This is a genomic window from Pseudomonas alkylphenolica, from assembly GCF_016009175.1.
GTDB classification, from domain to species: domain Bacteria; phylum Pseudomonadota; class Gammaproteobacteria; order Pseudomonadales; family Pseudomonadaceae; genus Aquipseudomonas; species Aquipseudomonas alkylphenolica_B.
This window is the reverse complement of record NZ_JADUCM010000009.1, coordinates 106,448-122,619: the sequence shown is the minus strand read 5'-3', so window position 1 is coordinate 122,619 and position 16,172 is coordinate 106,448. Positions and strand designations below refer to the sequence as shown.

Sequence of the window (16,172 nt, the reverse complement as noted above, 5' to 3'; positions counted from 1 at the left end):
CTGAAATTCGGGTAACAGACAAAACCCGGGGCCTGTGATGGGGCTCCGGGTCTTGTTTTTTGTGGCCGCGGACTTCCACAGTGCCGCGTGATTCGGCCGATTCACCCCTTCCCTATAAATCCCCAGTGGCTATGCTAGGTGCACAACAACACCAAGGACTGGCCATGCCCCGCCCCGTTACGCTGCTCAGCCTGGCCCTGACAGCTGCAGCCATCTATATATATGCACTGGCCAGCCAGAACGCGCTGCTCGGTCTTGCCGTCAAACCCATTCCTGTCATCGCCCTTATTGTCTGGCTCCGGACCGCAGCACCTTGCGCTTACCGACGCTGGATTGCCGTAGGCCTGGGTTTCTCACTCCTCGGCGACATCCTCCTGGCCGTTCCAGGCGACCTGTTCGTATTTGGCCTGGCGGCGTTTCTCTGCGCCCACCTGGCCTATTTGCGCGCCTACCTGAGCGAAACACGCCGGTTGGCCACCTGGGCGCTGGCGGTGTCGGCAGTGGTTGGCGGTGTACTGCTGAGCGTACTGATTAGTCACGGCCTGGGTGAACTGCTGATCCCGGTGACGGTATACGCCCTGGCCATCAGCGCCATGCTCTGGCGCGCCCTGGCGTGTGGTGGCCCGGCCGCGCTGGGCGCCATCGCCTTTGTATTTTCCGACAGCCTGATCGGCATTGACCGCTTTGTCGGCCATTTTCAAGCCGCGCCCTACCTGATCATCCTCGCCTACTGGCTGGGACAATGGGCCATTGCCGCTTCAGTGCACACCCAGCGATCGGCAAAAACCTTGATCCAGACCGCGGCACGCCAGGATAAATTCGGTTAAAACACCCGGCACCGAAACTTGCGGGAGATACTCATGCCGCACAACTTTGTAGTTGACCGTAACAGTGGGATGAATTGTATCGAGTCAAATGATATTAATTATCATTACGAATTTACAACTTCATTACACCGTGCAAGAAACATAATTAACAAAACCCGGGACAATGCCCGTCCCATGCGGCCTGCAGCGTGTTACGAAAGATTTTTGTTCTTAATGCTACGAATAAATTTGCTGCAGAAATTTTACTTGCACCGGGTTTACCCATAAAATCAGCACGATAGATTCCGCTGCGACATATCGTCACTGCTCCACTACTTTCCAAGCCGCAGAGACTGGTCTCTGTATAAGGATTTTCAGCATGCCCGATTCGACAGGACTCATCGCCCACAACTGGGGCTTTGCCATTTTCCTTTTCGGTGTCGTTGGCCTGTGTGCCTTCATGCTCGGTCTGTCTGCCCTGCTCGGTAGCAAGGCCTGGGGCCGCAGCAAAAACGAACCGTTCGAATCCGGCATGCTGCCTACTGGCGGCGCCCGCTTGCGCCTGTCAGCCAAATTCTATCTGGTCGCGATGCTGTTCGTGATCTTCGATATCGAAGCCCTCTTTCTCTTTGCATGGTCTGTGTCCGTCCGCGAAAGCGGCTGGACCGGATTCGTCGAAGCTCTCGTTTTCATAGCAATTCTGTTGGCAGGTCTTGTCTACCTTTATCGGGTGGGGGCTCTTGATTGGGCGCCGGAATCCCGCCGTAAGCGGCAAGCGAAGCTGAAACAATGAGGCTTTGGCAATGCAATACAATCTCACCAGAATCGACCCGGATGCGCCTAACGAGCAATATCCAATCGGAGAGCGGGAAACCGTCTCCGATTCGCTGCTAGAGGACCAGGTCCACAAGAACATCTTCATGGGCAAACTTGAAGATGTGCTCAGTGGTGCGGTCAACTGGGGGCGTAAAAACTCCCTGTGGCCGTACAACTTCGGCCTCTCTTGCTGCTACGTGGAAATGACCACGGCGTTCACGGCGCCCCACGACATCGCCCGCTTCGGCGCCGAGGTCATCCGGGCATCGCCGCGTCAGGCCGACTTCATGGTCATCGCCGGCACCTGCTTCATCAAGATGGCGCCGATCATCCAGCGCCTGTACGAGCAGATGCTTGAGCCGAAGTGGGTCATCTCCATGGGTTCGTGCGCCAACTCCGGCGGCATGTACGACATTTACTCGGTCGTTCAGGGGGTCGACAAGTTCCTCCCCGTGGATGTCTATGTGCCCGGCTGCCCGCCTCGCCCTGAAGCCTTCCTGCAAGGCTTGATGCTGTTGCAGGAGTCGATTGGCCAGGAGCGTCGTCCTCTTTCCTGGGTTGTCGGTGATCAAGGCATTTACCGTGCCGAGATGCCGTCGCAGAAAGAGCAACGCCGTGAACAGCGCATCCAGGTCACCAACCTGCGCAGCCCCGACGAAGTCTGATCCAGCGACCTGTTGCCTGCGCATGCGCGACAGGCAGCCTGGCTTCATTCTCTACGTTGACCGAAAGCGACCGAGACCATGACAGCGGACACCGCTATTTATATCCCGCCTTACAAGGCTGACGACCAGGATGTGGTTGTCGAACTGAACAACAAGTTTGGCCCCGAGGCGTTCGTCGCCCAGGAAACCCGCACCGGCATGCCGGTGCTTTGGGTTACCCGTGCCAAACTCAAAGACGTGCTGACCTTCCTGCGCAACGTCGCCAAGCCGTACAGCATGCTCTACGACCTGCACGGTGTGGACGAGCGTCTGCGTACCCAGCGCCGTGGCCTGCCAGGCGCCGACTTCAGCGTGTTCTACCACCTGCTGTCGGTGGAGCGGAACAGCGACGTGATGATCAAGGTGGCCTTGAGCGAAGGCGACCTGAACCTGCCGACCGTCACCGGTATCTGGCCCAACGCCAACTGGTACGAGCGTGAAGTCTGGGACATGTTCGGCATCGACTTTGCCGGCCACCCGCACCTGACCCGGATCATGATGCCGCCCACCTGGGAAGGCCACCCGCTGCGCAAGGACTACCCTGCCCGTGCCACCGAGTTCGATCCGTACAGCCTGACCCTGGCCAAGCAGCAGCTCGAGGAAGAAGCCGCGCGCTTCAACCCGGAAGCCTGGGGCATGAAACGCCACGGCGCCAACGAGGACTACATGTTCCTCAACCTCGGCCCGAACCACCCTTCGGCTCACGGTGCGTTCCGTATCGTGCTGCAGCTGGACGGTGAAGAGATCGTCGACTGCGTCCCGGACATCGGTTACCACCACCGTGGTGCCGAGAAGATGGCCGAGCGTCAGTCCTGGCACAGCTTCATTCCCTACACCGACCGTATCGACTACCTCGGCGGGGTAATGAACAACCTGCCGTACGTGCTCGCGGTCGAGAAGCTGGCCGGCATCCAGGTGCCGCAAAAAGTCGACGTGATCCGCATCATGCTCGCCGAGTTCTTCCGGATCACCAGCCACCTGCTGTTCCTGGGTACCTACATCCAGGACGTTGGCGCCATGACCCCGGTGTTCTTCACCTTCACCGACCGCCAGCGCGCCTACACCGTGATCGAAGCCATCACCGGCTTCCGTCTGCACCCGGCCTGGTACCGCATCGGTGGTGTTGCCCACGACCTGCCACGCGGCTGGGACAAACTGGTGAAAGACTTCGTCGAATGGCTGCCAAAGCGCCTCGACGAGTACACCAAGGCGGCCCTGCAGAACAGCATCCTCAAAGGCCGGACCATCGGCGTTGCCCAGTACAACACCAAAGAGGCCCTGGAATGGGGCGTCACCGGTGCCGGCCTGCGTTCCACCGGTCTGGACTTCGACCTGCGCAAAGCGCGCCCTTACTCCGGCTACGAGAACTTCGAGTTCGAAGTACCGCTGGCCCACAACGGCGATGCCTACGATCGCTGCATGGTCCGTGTCGAGGAGATGCGCCAGAGTATCCGCATCATCGACCAGTGCCTGCGCAACATGCCGGAAGGCCCGTACAAGGCGGATCACCCGCTGACCACGCCGCCGCCGAAAGAGCGCACCCTGCAGCACATCGAAACCCTGATCACTCACTTCCTGCAAGTGTCGTGGGGCCCGGTCATGCCGGCCAACGAATCCTTCCAGATGATTGAAGCGACCAAGGGCATCAACAGTTACTACCTGACGAGCGACGGCGGCACCATGAGCTACCGCACCCGGATTCGTACCCCGAGCTACCCGCACCTGCAGCAGATCCCTTCGGTGATCCGCGGCAGCATGGTCGCGGACCTCATTGCGTACCTGGGCAGTATCGACTTCGTTATGGCTGACGTGGACCGCTAAGCATGAACAGCACGCTTATCCAAACCGACCGTTTCGCCCTGAGCGAAACCGAGCGCTCGGCCATCGAGCACGAGATGCATCACTACGAGGACCCGCGCGCGGCGTCCATCGAAGCCCTGAAGATCGTTCAGAAGGAACGCGGCTGGGTGCCGGACGGCGCCATCTACGCCATTGGCGAAGTGCTCGGCATCCCTGCCAGCGACGTCGAAGGCGTGGCCACCTTCTATAGTCAGATCTTCCGTCAGCCGGTTGGCCGGCACATCATCCGCGTCTGCGACAGCATGGTCTGCTACATCGGCGGCCACGAGTCCGTGGTCAGCCAGATCCAGAGCGAGCTGGGCATTGGCCTCGGCCAGACCACCGCCGATGGCCGCTTCACGCTGCTGCCGGTCTGCTGCCTGGGTAACTGCGACAAGGCCCCGGCACTGATGATCGACGACGACACCTTTGGCGATGTCCAGCCTGCTGGCGTCTCCAAGTTGCTGGAGGGTTACGTATGACCATCACTTCCTTCGGCCCTGCCAACCGCATCGCCCGTTCGGCCGAGACCCATCCGCTGACCTGGCGCCTGCGTGACGACGGCGAGCCGGTGTGGTTCGACGAGTACCAGGCCAAGGACGGCTACGCTGCCGCCCGCAAGGCCTTTGCGCAGATGTCCCAGGACGATATCGTCCAGACCGTTAAAGATTCCGGCCTCAAGGGCCGTGGCGGTGCGGGCTTCCCCACCGGCATCAAATGGGGCCTGATGCCCAAAGACGAATCCATGAACATCCGCTACCTGCTGTGCAACGCGGACGAAATGGAACCGAACACCTGGAAAGACCGCATGCTGATGGAGCAACAGCCCCATCTGCTGGTCGAAGGCATGCTGATCAGCGCCCGTGCGCTGAAAGCCTACCGCGGCTACATCTTCCTGCGCGGTGAGTACACCACGGCAGCGAAGAACCTCAACCGCGCCATCGACGAAGCCAAGGCCGCAGGCCTGCTGGGCAAGAACATTCTTGGCAGCGGCTTCGACTTCGAACTGTTCGTGCACACCGGCGCCGGGCGTTACATCTGCGGTGAAGAAACCGCACTGATCAACTCCCTCGAAGGCCGCCGTGCCAACCCGCGCTCCAAGCCGCCCTTCCCTGCCGCCGTTGGCGTCTGGGGCAAGCCGACCTGCGTGAACAACGTCGAAACCCTGTGCAACGTCCCTGCCATCGTCGGCAACGGCGTTGACTGGTACAAGTCGCTGGCACGCGAAGGCTCCGAAGACCACGGCACCAAGCTGATGGGCTTCTCCGGCAAGGTCAAGAACCCGGGCCTGTGGGAACTGCCCTTCGGCGTTACCGCCCGCGAACTGTTCGAAGACTACGCCGGTGGCATGCGCGACGGCTTCAAGCTCAAGTGCTGGCAGCCTGGTGGCGCCGGCACAGGCTTCCTGCTGCCCGAGCACCTGGATGCCCAGATGTATGCCGGCGGCATTGCCAAGGTCGGCACCCGCATGGGTACAGGCCTGGCGATGGCGGTGGACGACAGCATCAGCATGGTCTCGCTGCTGCGCAACATGGAAGAGTTCTTCGCCCGCGAATCCTGCGGCTGGTGCACCCCGTGTCGCGATGGTTTGCCGTGGAGCGTGAAAATGCTGCGCGCCCTGGAGAAGGGTCAAGGCAAGGCGGAAGACATCGAGACCCTGCTGGGTCTGGTCAACTTCCTCGGCCCTGGCCGCACTTTCTGCGCCCACGCACCGGGCGCCGTCGAGCCGCTGGGCAGTGCCATCAAGTATTTCCGTCCGGAGTTCGAGGCCGGCGTCGCCCCTGTTACAGGCAGCGAAGCCCTGCGCCCGAACCTGGCCAAGCCGATCGTAGGCGGCGCATAAAAAATGAAATGCGGGTGGCCCGTGCCACCCGCTGCCACGCAGCTCGCCAGGTAGTCCCTGTGCGGGCCGCAGGCACACAGATTTCCATTAGCCACGCCCGCAGACGCGGGCCAACGAAGAACTTTGAACCATGGCCACTATCCACGTAGACGGCAAAGCGCTCGAAGTCAACGGTGCAGACAACCTGTTACAGGCGTGTCTGTCGCTAGGCCTCGACATCCCCTATTTTTGCTGGCACCCGGCGCTCGGTAGCGTCGGCGCCTGCCGCCAGTGCGCGGTCAAGCAGTACACCGACGAAAACGACACCCGTGGTCGTATCGTCATGTCCTGCATGACCCCTGCCACCGATGGCACCTGGATTTCCATCGACGACGACGAGTCCAAGGCGTTTCGCGCCAGCGTCGTTGAATGGCTGATGACCAACCACCCGCACGACTGCCCGGTCTGCGAGGAAGGCGGTCACTGCCACCTGCAAGACATGACGGTAATGACCGGCCACAACGAGCGCCGCTACCGTTTCACCAAGCGTACCCACCAGAACCAGGAGCTCGGCCCGTTCATCGCCCACGAGATGAACCGCTGCATCGCCTGCTACCGCTGCGTGCGTTACTACAAGGACTACGCCGGCGGTACCGACCTTGGCGTGTACGGCGCCCACGACAACGTCTACTTCGGTCGCGTTGAAGACGGCGTGCTGGAAAGCGAGTTCTCCGGCAACCTCACCGAGGTCTGCCCGACCGGTGTGTTCACCGACAAAACCCACTCCGAGCGCTACAACCGCAAGTGGGACATGCAGTTTGCCCCGAGCATCTGCCATGGTTGCTCCAGCGGTTGCAACATCAGCCCGGGTGAGCGTTATGGCGAACTGCGCCGTATCGAAAACCGCTTCAACGGTTCGGTCAACCAGTACTTCCTGTGTGACCGTGGCCGTTTTGGCTATGGCTACGTCAACCGCACCGACCGTCCGCGTCAGCCGTTGCTGGCCGATGGCACCAAGCTGAGCCTGGATGCTGCCCTGGACAAAGCCGCCGACATGCTGCGCGGTCGCAACATCGTCGGTATCGGTTCGCCACGCGCCAGCCTCGAAAGCAACTACGGCCTGCGCGAGCTGGTTGGTGCCGAGCACTTCTACTCGGGCATGGAAGCCGGTGAACTGGCCCGTGTACGCCTGGCGCTGCAAGTGCTGAACGACAGCCCGCTGCCGGTTCCGACCCTGCGCGAGATGGAAGACCACGATGCCGTGTTCGTCCTCGGCGAAGACCTGACCCAGACTGCTGCCCGCGTCGCCCTGGCCCTGCGCCAGTCGGTCAAGGGCAAGGCCGAAGCCATGGCCGATGCCATGCGCGTTCAGCCGTGGCTCGATGCTGCGGTGAAGAACATCGGCCAGCACGCCATGTACCCGCTGTTCATCGCCAGCCTGGCTGAAACCAAGCTCGACGACGTTGCCGAAGAGTGCGTACACGCAGCTCCGGACGACCTGGCCCGCATCGGCTTCGCCGTTGCCCACGCCATCGACCCGAGCGCACCTGCCGTAGAAGGCCTGGATGCCGAAGCCCTGGCACTGGCCAAGCGCATCGCCGACGCCCTGGTTGCTGCCAACCGCCCACTGGTCGTAGCCGGCACCTCGCTGGCGTCCAGCGCGCTGATCGAAGCGGCCGCCAACATCGCCAAGGCCCTGAAGCTGCGCGAGAAAAACGGTTCCCTGAGCCTGGTCGTTCCAGAGGCCAACCGCCTCGGCCTGGCCATGCTCGGTGGCGAGTCCGTCGACGCCGCCCTGGACGCCGTGATTTCCGGTAAAGCCGACGCCATCGTCGTGCTCGAAAACGACCTCTACAGCCGCGTACCTGCAGCCAAGGTCGACGCTGCCCTGGCCGCCGCCAAGGTGGTGATCGTCGCCGACCACCAGCGCACCGCGACTGTCGAACGCGCGCACCTGGTCCTGCCAGCCGCCACCTTCGCCGAAGGCGATGGCACCCTGGTCAGCCAGGAGGGCCGTGCCCAGCGCTTCTTCCAGGTGTTCGATCCGACCTACCTGGACAGCAGCATCCTGGTTCACGAAGGCTGGCGCTGGATGCACGCCCTGCGTGCAACCCTGCTCAACAAGCCGGTGGACTGGACCCAACTGGACCACGTCACCAGCGCTTGCGCCACTGCCGCACCGCAACTGACCGGTATCGTCAACGCCGCGCCGTCCGCTTCGTTCCGCATCAAGGGCATGAAGATCGCGCGTGAGCCGCTGCGCTACTCTGGCCGTACCGCCATGCGCGCCAACATCAGCGTGCACGAGCCGCGTACCCCGCAAGACAAAGACACCGCCTTCGCCTTTTCCATGGAAGGCTACTCGGGTTCGGCCGAACCGCGCTCGCAAGTGCCGTTCGCCTGGTCTCCGGGCTGGAACTCGCCGCAAGCCTGGAACAAGTTCCAGGACGAGGTCGGTGGTCACCTGCGTGCAGGCGACCCGGGCACCCGCCTGATCGAAACCCAGGGCGACAAGCTGAACTGGTTCGCCAGCGTACCGGCCGCGTTCTCTCCGGCGCGTGGCACCTGGCAGGTTGTGCCGTTCTATCACCTGTTCGGCAGCGAAGAAAACTCCTCGCGCGCAGCACCGGTGCAAGAGCGCATTCCGCAGGCTTACGTTGGCCTGGCCAAGTCCGAAGCAGATCGCCTGGGCGTCAACGACGGCGCGATGCTCAGCCTGAACGTGGCGGGCCAGACCCTGCGTCTGCCGCTGCGCATCAATGAAGAACTGGGCGCAGGCCTGGTTGCCCTGCCCAAAGGCCTGGCCGGCATCCCGCCTGCCATCTTCGGTGCATCCGTTGAAGGCCTGCAGGAGGCAGCACAATGACCTGGTTCACCCCTGAAGTGATCGATGTGATCATCACTGTCGTCAAGGCCATCGTGGTCTTGCTGGCGGTAGTGGTCTGCGGTGCGCTGCTCAGCTTCGTCGAGCGGCGCCTGCTGGGCTGGTGGCAGGACCGTTACGGTCCGAACCGCGTCGGCCCGTTCGGTATGTTCCAGATCGCAGCAGACATGCTGAAAATGTTCTTCAAAGAAGACTGGAACCCGCCGTTTGTCGACAAGATGATCTTCACCCTGGCGCCGGTCGTGGCCATGAGTGCCTTGCTGATCGCTTTCGCCATCATCCCGATCACCCCGACCTGGGGTGTCGCGGACCTGAACATCGGCCTGCTGTTCTTCTTCGCCATGGCCGGTCTGTCGGTGTACGCCGTACTGTTCGCCGGCTGGTCGTCGAACAACAAGTACGCCCTGCTCGGCAGCCTGCGGGCTTCGGCGCAGACCGTGTCGTACGAGGTGTTCATGGGCCTGGCGCTGATGGGCATCGTGGCGCAGGTCGGCTCGTTCAACATGCGCGATATCGTTGACTATCAGGCTCAGAACCTGTGGTTCATCATTCCGCAGTTCTTCGGTTTCTGCACCTTCTTCATCGCTGGCGTCGCCGTGACTCACCGTCACCCGTTCGACCAGCCGGAAGCGGAACAGGAACTGGCCGACGGTTACCACATTGAATATGCCGGTATGAAATGGGGCATGTTCTTCGTCGGTGAGTACATCGGCATCATCCTGATCTCGGCACTGCTGGTCACCCTGTTCTTCGGTGGCTGGCACGGTCCGTTCGGCATCTTGCCGCAAGTACCGTTCCTGTGGTTCGCCCTGAAGACCGCGTTCTTCATCATGCTGTTCATTTTGCTGCGCGCCTCGATTCCGCGCCCACGCTATGACCAGGTGATGGACTTCAGCTGGAAGTTCTGCCTGCCGCTGACCCTGATCAATTTGCTGGTGACCGCTGCGCTCGTGTTGCTCAACACGCCAGCTGTTGCGGCCCAGTGAGGATTTGACCCATGTTCAAGTATATTGGCGACATCGTTAAAGGCACCGGCACCCAGCTGCGCAGCCTGGTGATGGTGTTCTCCCACGGGTTTCGCAAACGTGACACCCTGCAGTACCCCGAAGAGCCGGTCTACCTGCCGCCACGCTACCGTGGCCGCATTGTCCTGACCCGTGACCCGGATGGCGAAGAGCGCTGTGTAGCGTGCAACCTGTGTGCCGTGGCTTGCCCGGTCGGTTGCATCTCGCTGCAGAAAGCCGAGACAGAAGACGGTCGTTGGTACCCGGAGTTCTTCCGCATCAACTTCTCCCGTTGCATTTTCTGCGGCCTCTGCGAGGAAGCCTGCCCGACCACCGCAATCCAGCTGACACCGGATTTCGAAATGGCCGAGTTCAAACGTCAGGATCTGGTGTACGAGAAAGAAGATCTGCTGATCTCCGGTCCCGGCAAGAACCCTGACTACAACTTCTACCGTGTTGCAGGTATGGCGGTTGCCGGCAAGCCGAAAGGCGCTGCGCAGAACGAAGCCGAGCCGATCAACGTGAAGAGCTTGCTCCCTTAAGGAAGAAAGATGGAATTCGCTTTCTATTTCGCATCCGGTGTCGCTGTGGTGTCCACCCTTCGGGTGATCACCAACACCAACCCCGTGCACGCCCTGCTCTACCTGATCATTTCGCTGATCTCCGTGGCGATGACGTTCTTCGCCCTCGGCGCTCCGTTCGCCGGTGTCCTGGAAGTGATCGCCTACGCTGGCGCCATCATGGTGCTGTTCGTCTTCGTGGTGATGATGCTCAACCTCGGGCCGGCTTCGGTCGCCCAGGAGCGCGGCTGGCTCAAGCCGGGTATCTGGCTGGGTCCTGTGGTGCTCGCCGCGCTGCTGCTGCTCGAATTGCTGTACGTGCTGTTCAGCAATGAAAGCGGTGCTGGCATCGGCCACACCACGGTCGACGCCAAGGCAGTCGGCATCAGCCTGTATGGTCCTTACCTGCTGGTGGTGGAACTGGCCTCGATGCTGCTGCTCGCTGCAGCGGTGACGGCTTTCCACCTCGGCCGCAACGAGGCGAAGGAGTAATCACATGCCTGCAATTCCTCTCGAGCATGGCCTGGCAGTCGCCGGCATCCTGTTCTGCCTCGGCCTTGTCGGCCTGATGGTGCGCCGCAACATTCTTTTCGTGCTGATGAGCCTGGAAATCATGATGAACGCCTCGGCTCTGGCGTTCATTGTCGCGGGCAGCCGTTGGGCGCAGCCGGATGGACAGATCATGTTCATCCTGGTGATCAGCCTGGCAGCCGCCGAGGCCAGTATCGGCCTGGCGATCCTGCTGCAGCTGTATCGCCGCTTCCACACTCTCGACATCGATGCTGCCAGTGAGATGCGCGGATGAACCTTATCTTCCTGACGTTCGTATTCCCCCTGATCGGCTTCCTGCTGCTGTCGTTTTCGCGCGGCCGCTGGTCCGAGAACCTGTCGGCGCTGGTCGGTGTCGGCTCGGTAGGCCTTTCGGCCGCCACCGCTGCCTACGTGATCTGGCAGTTCAACGTCGCACCGCCGGAAGGCGGCGCGTACAGCCAGCTGCTGTGGCAGTGGATGTCGGTGGACGGCTTTGCGCCGAACTTCACCCTGTACGTGGATGGCCTGTCGGTCACCATGCTCGGTGTGGTCACCGGTGTCGGCTTCCTGATCCACCTGTTCGCTTCCTGGTACATGCGCGGTGAAACCGGTTACTCGCGTTTCTTCGCCTACACCAACCTGTTCATCGCCAGCATGCTGTTCCTGGTACTGGGCGACAACCTGCTGTTCATCTACTTCGGTTGGGAAGGCGTAGGCCTGTGCTCGTACCTGTTGATCGGTTTCTACTACAGCAACCGCAACAACGGTAACGCCGCACTCAAAGCCTTCATCGTTACCCGTATCGGCGACGTGTTCATGGCCATCGGCCTGTTCATCCTGTTCGCCCAGCTCGGCACCCTGAACGTGCAAGAGCTGCTGGTACTGGCGCCGCAGAAGTTCCAGGCCGGTGATTTCTGGATGGTTCTGGCGACCCTGATGCTGCTCGGTGGTGCGGTCGGTAAATCCGCCCAGCTGCCGCTGCAGACCTGGCTTGCGGACGCGATGGCCGGCCCTACCCCGGTTTCGGCACTGATCCACGCCGCGACCATGGTGACCGCCGGTGTCTACCTGATCGCCCGTACCCACGGCCTGTTCGCCCTGGCCCCTGACGTGCTGCACCTGGTCGGTGTGGTCGGCGGTGTGACCCTGGTGCTGGCCGGCTTCGCCGCCCTGGTGCAGACCGACATCAAGCGTATCCTCGCCTACTCGACCATGAGCCAGATCGGCTACATGTTCCTGGCCCTGGGCGTAGGTGCCTGGGAAGGCGCGATCTTCCACCTGATGACCCACGCTTTCTTCAAGGCCCTGCTGTTCCTTGCCTCCGGTGCGGTGATCGTTGCCTGCCACCACGAGCAGAACATCTTCAAGATGGGCGGTCTGTGGAAGAAACTGCCACTGGCCTACGCCAGCTTCATCGTCGGTGGTGCCGCCCTGGCTGCCCTGCCGCTGCTGACCGCCGGTTTCTACTCCAAGGACGAGATCCTCTGGGAAGCCTTCGCCAGCGGCAACAACGGTCTGCTGTACGCCGGCCTGGTCGGTGCCTTCATGACCTCGCTGTACACCTTCCGCCTGATCTTCATCGCCTTCCACGGCGAAGCCAAGACCGAAGCCCATGCTGGCCACGGGATTTCCCACTGGCTGCCGCTGGGCGTGCTGATCGTGCTGTCGACCTTCGTCGGTGCCTGGATTCATCCACCACTGGCAGGCGTGCTGCCGCAGAGCGTCGGCCATGCCGGTGGTGAAGCCAAGCACAGCCTGGAAATTGCCTCGGGCGCCATCGCCATCGCCGGCATCCTGCTCGCCGCCGTGCTGTTCCTCGGCAAGCGTCGCCTGGTGACTGCGATTGCAAACAGCGGTATCGGTCGTGTGCTGTCGGCCTGGTGGTTCGCCGCCTGGGGCTTCGACTGGATCTACGACAAGCTGTTCGTCAAACCTTACCTGCTGATCGCCCACATCCTGCGCAAGGATCCGGTTGACCGCACCATTGGCCTGATTCCGCGTATGGCGAAAGGCGGTCATGCCGCCATGAGCAAAACCGAAACCGGTCAGCTGCGCTGGTACACCGCTTCGATCGCCGTAGGTGCCGTGCTTGTACTCGGCGCCGTTGTAATGGCTGCGGTCTGATATGAACCTTGCGACTTTGCGAAAGGAATTGAGCCCGTCATGATTTTGCCTTGGCTGATCCTGATCCCCTTTATCGGCGGCCTGCTGTGCTGGCTGGGTGAGCGCTTCGGCGCCACCCTGCCACGCTGGATTGCGCTGCTGACCATGTCCCTGCTGCTTGGTATCGGCCTCTGGCTGTGGGCCAACGGGGACTACACCCTGGCCCCTGCTCCAGGCGCTGCGCCTGAGTGGGCGGTCGAATTCAAAGTGCTGTGGATCGAGCGCTTCGGCATCAGCCTGCACCTGGCCCTCGATGGCCTGTCGCTGCTGATGATCCTGCTCACCGGCCTGCTCGGTGTGCTTTCGGTACTGTGCTCCTGGAAAGAGATCCAGCGTCACGTCGGCTTCTTCCACCTCAACCTGATGTGGATCCTGGGCGGCGTGGTCGGTGTGTTCCTGGCCCTGGACCTGTTCCTGTTCTTCTTCTTCTGGGAAATGATGCTGGTGCCGATGTATTTCCTCATCGCGCTCTGGGGTCACAGCTCCTCCGACGGCAAGAAGACCCGGATCTATGCCGCCACCAAGTTCTTCATCTTCACCCAGGCCAGCGGCCTGATCATGTTGGTGGCGATCCTCGGTCTGGTACTGGTCAACTACAGCAACACCGGTGTGATCACCTTCGACTACACCCAGTTGCTCAAGGCCGAACTGCCGGCCGGCACCGAATACATACTGATGCTCGGCTTCTTCATCGCCTTCGCGGTCAAGCTGCCGGTAGTACCGTTCCACTCCTGGCTGCCTGATGCACACGCCCAGGCACCGACCGCAGGTTCTGTTGACCTGGCGGGTATCTTGCTGAAAACCGCTGCCTACGGCCTGCTGCGCTTCGCCCTGCCGTTGTTCCCGAATGCTTCGGCCGAGTTCGCGCCGATCGCCATGACCCTCGGTCTGATCGGGATTTTCTACGGCGCGTTCCTGGCTTTCGCCCAGACCGACATCAAGCGTCTGATCGCGTTCTCCAGCGTTTCGCACATGGGCTTCGTGCTGATCGGCATCTACTCCGGCAGCCAGCAAGCCCTGCAAGGTGCGGTGATCCAGATGCTGGCTCACGGCCTCTCGGCAGCGGCACTGTTTATCCTCAGCGGCCAGCTGTATGAGCGCCTGCACACCCGTGACATGCGTCAGATGGGTGGCCTGTGGCACCGCATCGCCTACCTGCCGGCCATCAGCCTGTTCTTCGCTGCGGCGTCGCTGGGCCTGCCGGGCACCGGTAACTTCGTTGGCGAATTCCTGATCCTGATCGGCAGCTTCGTGGCTTCGCCGTGGGTCACCGTCATCGCCACCACCGGTCTGGTGTTCGGTTCGGTCTACTCGCTGATCATGATTCACCGTGCCTACTTCGGCCCGGCGAAGTCGGACGAAGTCCTGGCTGGCATGGATTCCCGCGAAATGATCATGGTACTGGGCCTGGCCGGCCTGCTGATCCTGCTGGGCGTCTACCCGCAGCCGTTCCTGGACACTTCCGCCGCCACCATGAGTGGTGTGCAGCAGTGGCTCGGCTCCGCTTTCACTCAACTCGCTTCGGCCCGGTAAGAGCGCTATGGACCTGACGATTCAACACTTTATCGCGCTTGCGCCGCTGCTGATAACCACCATCACCGTTGTCGTGGTGATGCTGGCAATCGCCTGGCGCCGCAACCACTCGCAAACCTTCCTGCTGTCGACGGTAGGCCTGAACCTGGCCCTGCTGTCGATCCTGCCGGTACTGAAAGTCGTGCCGCTGGCAGTCACCCCGCTGCTGACCATCGACAAATTCGCCTGCCTGTACATGGCGCTGATCCTGGTCGCCACCCTGGCCTGCGTTACCCTCGCCCATGCCTACCTGGGTGAAGGCGGCAAAGGCTACCCGGGCAACCGCGAAGAACTGTACCTGCTGATCCTGATGGCTGCCCTGGGTGGTCTGGTACTGGTCAGCGCGCAGCACCTGGCGGGCCTGTTCATCGGCCTGGAGCTGCTCTCGGTACCGGTGTACGGCCTGGTCGCCTATGCCTTCTTCAACAAACGCTCGCTGGAAGCCGGCATCAAGTACATGGTGCTGTCGGCCGCCGGTTCCGCTTTCCTGCTGTTCGGTATGGCCCTGCTGTACGCTGACGCGGGCAGCCTGAGCTTCGACGGTATCGGCAAGGCGCTGGCCGCCACCAACATGCCAAGCCTGCTGGCACAGCTGGGCCTGGGCATGATGCTGGTCGGCCTGGCATTCAAACTGTCGCTGGTACCCTTCCACCTGTGGACCCCGGACGTGTACGAAGGTGCTCCGGCACCTGTCGCGGCCTTCCTGGCCACTGCCAGCAAGGTTGCCGTGTTCGCCGTCGTGGTACGCCTGTTCATGCTCTCCCCTGCTGCCAGCAGCGGCGTGCTGACCACCGTGCTGTCGGTGATTGCCGTAGCCTCGATCCTGATCGGTAACCTGCTGGCGCTGACCCAGAGCAACCTCAAGCGTCTGCTCGGTTACTCGTCCATCGCCCACTTCGGTTACCTGCTGATTGCCCTGGTGGCGAGCAAGGGTCTGGCCGTTGAAGCCATTGGCGTATACCTGGTCACCTACGTGATCACCAGCCTGGGTGCCTTCGGTGTAATCACCCTGATGTCCTCGCCGTACAACGGCCGTGACGCTGACGCCCTGTACGAATACCGCGGCCTGTTCTGGCGCCGTCCGTACCTGACCGCCGTACTGACCGTGATGATGCTGTCGCTGGCCGGTATCCCGCTGACCGCAGGCTTCATCGGCAAGTTCTACATCATCGCCACCGGCGTTGAGTCGCAACTGTGGTGGTTGGTCGGTGCGCTGGTTATCGGTAGCGCCATCGGCGTGTTCTACTACCTGCGCGTCATGGTCACCCTGTACCTGATCGAGCCGAACCTGCGCCGTCACGATGCTCCGCTGAACTGGGAGCAGCGCACCGGTGGCGTCATGCTGCTGGCGATTGCCATTCTGGCCTTCGTCCTGGGTGTGTACCCGCAGCCGTTGCTGGACATGGTTCAACATGCCGGCTTGCAACTGATCGGCTGATTGCCTGATCTGCTGTGGCATACAGAACACCCC

Annotated in this window: 14 protein-coding genes; all 14 read left to right on the top strand. The window is 61.7% G+C overall.

The window, feature by feature from the left end; all coding sequences use genetic code 11:
* Nucleotides 1–164: 164 nt before the first annotated feature.
* Nucleotides 165–827, top strand: coding sequence for a lysoplasmalogenase (locus I5S59_RS11040; RefSeq protein WP_197876629.1), 663 nt, complete (start codon nucleotides 165–167; stop codon nucleotides 825–827).
* A gap of 358 nt (nucleotides 828–1,185) precedes the next feature.
* Nucleotides 1,186–1,599 carry an NADH-quinone oxidoreductase subunit A gene (locus I5S59_RS11035; RefSeq protein WP_128324644.1) on the top strand — a complete coding sequence of 138 codons (414 nt, stop codon included), beginning with the start codon at nucleotides 1,186–1,188 and terminating at the stop codon, nucleotides 1,597–1,599.
* A gap of 10 nt (nucleotides 1,600–1,609) precedes the next feature.
* Nucleotides 1,610–2,287: an NADH-quinone oxidoreductase subunit B gene (locus tag I5S59_RS11030; RefSeq protein WP_010220398.1), complete on the top strand. Its 678-nt coding sequence runs from the start codon at nucleotides 1,610–1,612 to the stop codon at nucleotides 2,285–2,287.
* Between the two features lie 78 nt (nucleotides 2,288–2,365).
* A complete protein-coding gene (nuoC, locus tag I5S59_RS11025) occupies nucleotides 2,366–4,147 on the top strand; it encodes an NADH-quinone oxidoreductase subunit C/D (protein ID WP_128324643.1) in 1,782 nt (593 codons plus the stop codon).
* Nucleotides 4,148–4,149: 2 nt separating this feature from the next.
* Nucleotides 4,150–4,647, top strand: a complete 498-nt coding sequence (nuoE, locus tag I5S59_RS11020; RefSeq protein ID WP_012313767.1) for an NADH-quinone oxidoreductase subunit NuoE — start codon at nucleotides 4,150–4,152, stop codon at nucleotides 4,645–4,647.
* Nucleotides 4,644–6,008 carry an NADH-quinone oxidoreductase subunit NuoF gene (nuoF, locus tag I5S59_RS11015; RefSeq protein ID WP_197876628.1) on the top strand — a complete coding sequence of 455 codons (1,365 nt, stop codon included), beginning with the start codon at nucleotides 4,644–4,646 and terminating at the stop codon, nucleotides 6,006–6,008. Before nuoE ends, nuoF begins: the two co-directional genes overlap by 4 nt.
* 130 nt (nucleotides 6,009–6,138) lie before the next feature.
* Nucleotides 6,139–8,853, top strand: coding sequence for an NADH-quinone oxidoreductase subunit NuoG (nuoG, locus tag I5S59_RS11010; RefSeq protein ID WP_197876627.1), 2,715 nt, complete (start codon nucleotides 6,139–6,141; stop codon nucleotides 8,851–8,853).
* Nucleotides 8,850–9,857 (top strand): NADH-quinone oxidoreductase subunit NuoH, encoded by a 1,008-nt coding sequence (gene nuoH / locus I5S59_RS11005; RefSeq protein WP_128324640.1) that lies wholly within the window; start codon nucleotides 8,850–8,852, stop codon nucleotides 9,855–9,857. The genes nuoG and nuoH overlap by 4 nt, the downstream gene beginning before the upstream one ends.
* An 11-nt stretch (nucleotides 9,858–9,868) precedes the next feature.
* Nucleotides 9,869–10,417 (top strand): NADH-quinone oxidoreductase subunit NuoI, encoded by a 549-nt coding sequence (gene nuoI, locus I5S59_RS11000; protein WP_009400993.1) that lies wholly within the window; start codon nucleotides 9,869–9,871, stop codon nucleotides 10,415–10,417.
* A gap of 9 nt (nucleotides 10,418–10,426) precedes the next feature.
* On the top strand, nucleotides 10,427–10,927 hold the full coding sequence (gene nuoJ / locus I5S59_RS10995) for an NADH-quinone oxidoreductase subunit J (RefSeq protein WP_128324639.1): 501 nt from the start codon (nucleotides 10,427–10,429) through the stop codon (nucleotides 10,925–10,927).
* Between the two features lie 4 nt (nucleotides 10,928–10,931).
* The gene (gene nuoK, locus I5S59_RS10990) at nucleotides 10,932–11,240 is read left to right on the top strand and encodes an NADH-quinone oxidoreductase subunit NuoK (protein ID WP_028944232.1); all 309 of its coding nucleotides are present in this window, start codon (nucleotides 10,932–10,934) and stop codon (nucleotides 11,238–11,240) included.
* Nucleotides 11,237–13,090 (top strand): NADH-quinone oxidoreductase subunit L, encoded by a 1,854-nt coding sequence (nuoL, locus tag I5S59_RS10985; protein WP_128324638.1) that lies wholly within the window; start codon nucleotides 11,237–11,239, stop codon nucleotides 13,088–13,090. Before nuoK ends, nuoL begins: the two co-directional genes overlap by 4 nt.
* Before the next feature lie 39 nt (nucleotides 13,091–13,129).
* Nucleotides 13,130–14,662, top strand: a complete 1,533-nt coding sequence (gene nuoM / locus I5S59_RS10980) for an NADH-quinone oxidoreductase subunit M (RefSeq protein WP_197876626.1) — start codon at nucleotides 13,130–13,132, stop codon at nucleotides 14,660–14,662.
* A gap of 7 nt (nucleotides 14,663–14,669) precedes the next feature.
* Nucleotides 14,670–16,139, top strand: coding sequence for an NADH-quinone oxidoreductase subunit NuoN (gene nuoN / locus I5S59_RS10975; protein ID WP_128324636.1), 1,470 nt, complete (start codon nucleotides 14,670–14,672; stop codon nucleotides 16,137–16,139).
* Nucleotides 16,140–16,172 lie beyond the last annotated feature (33 nt).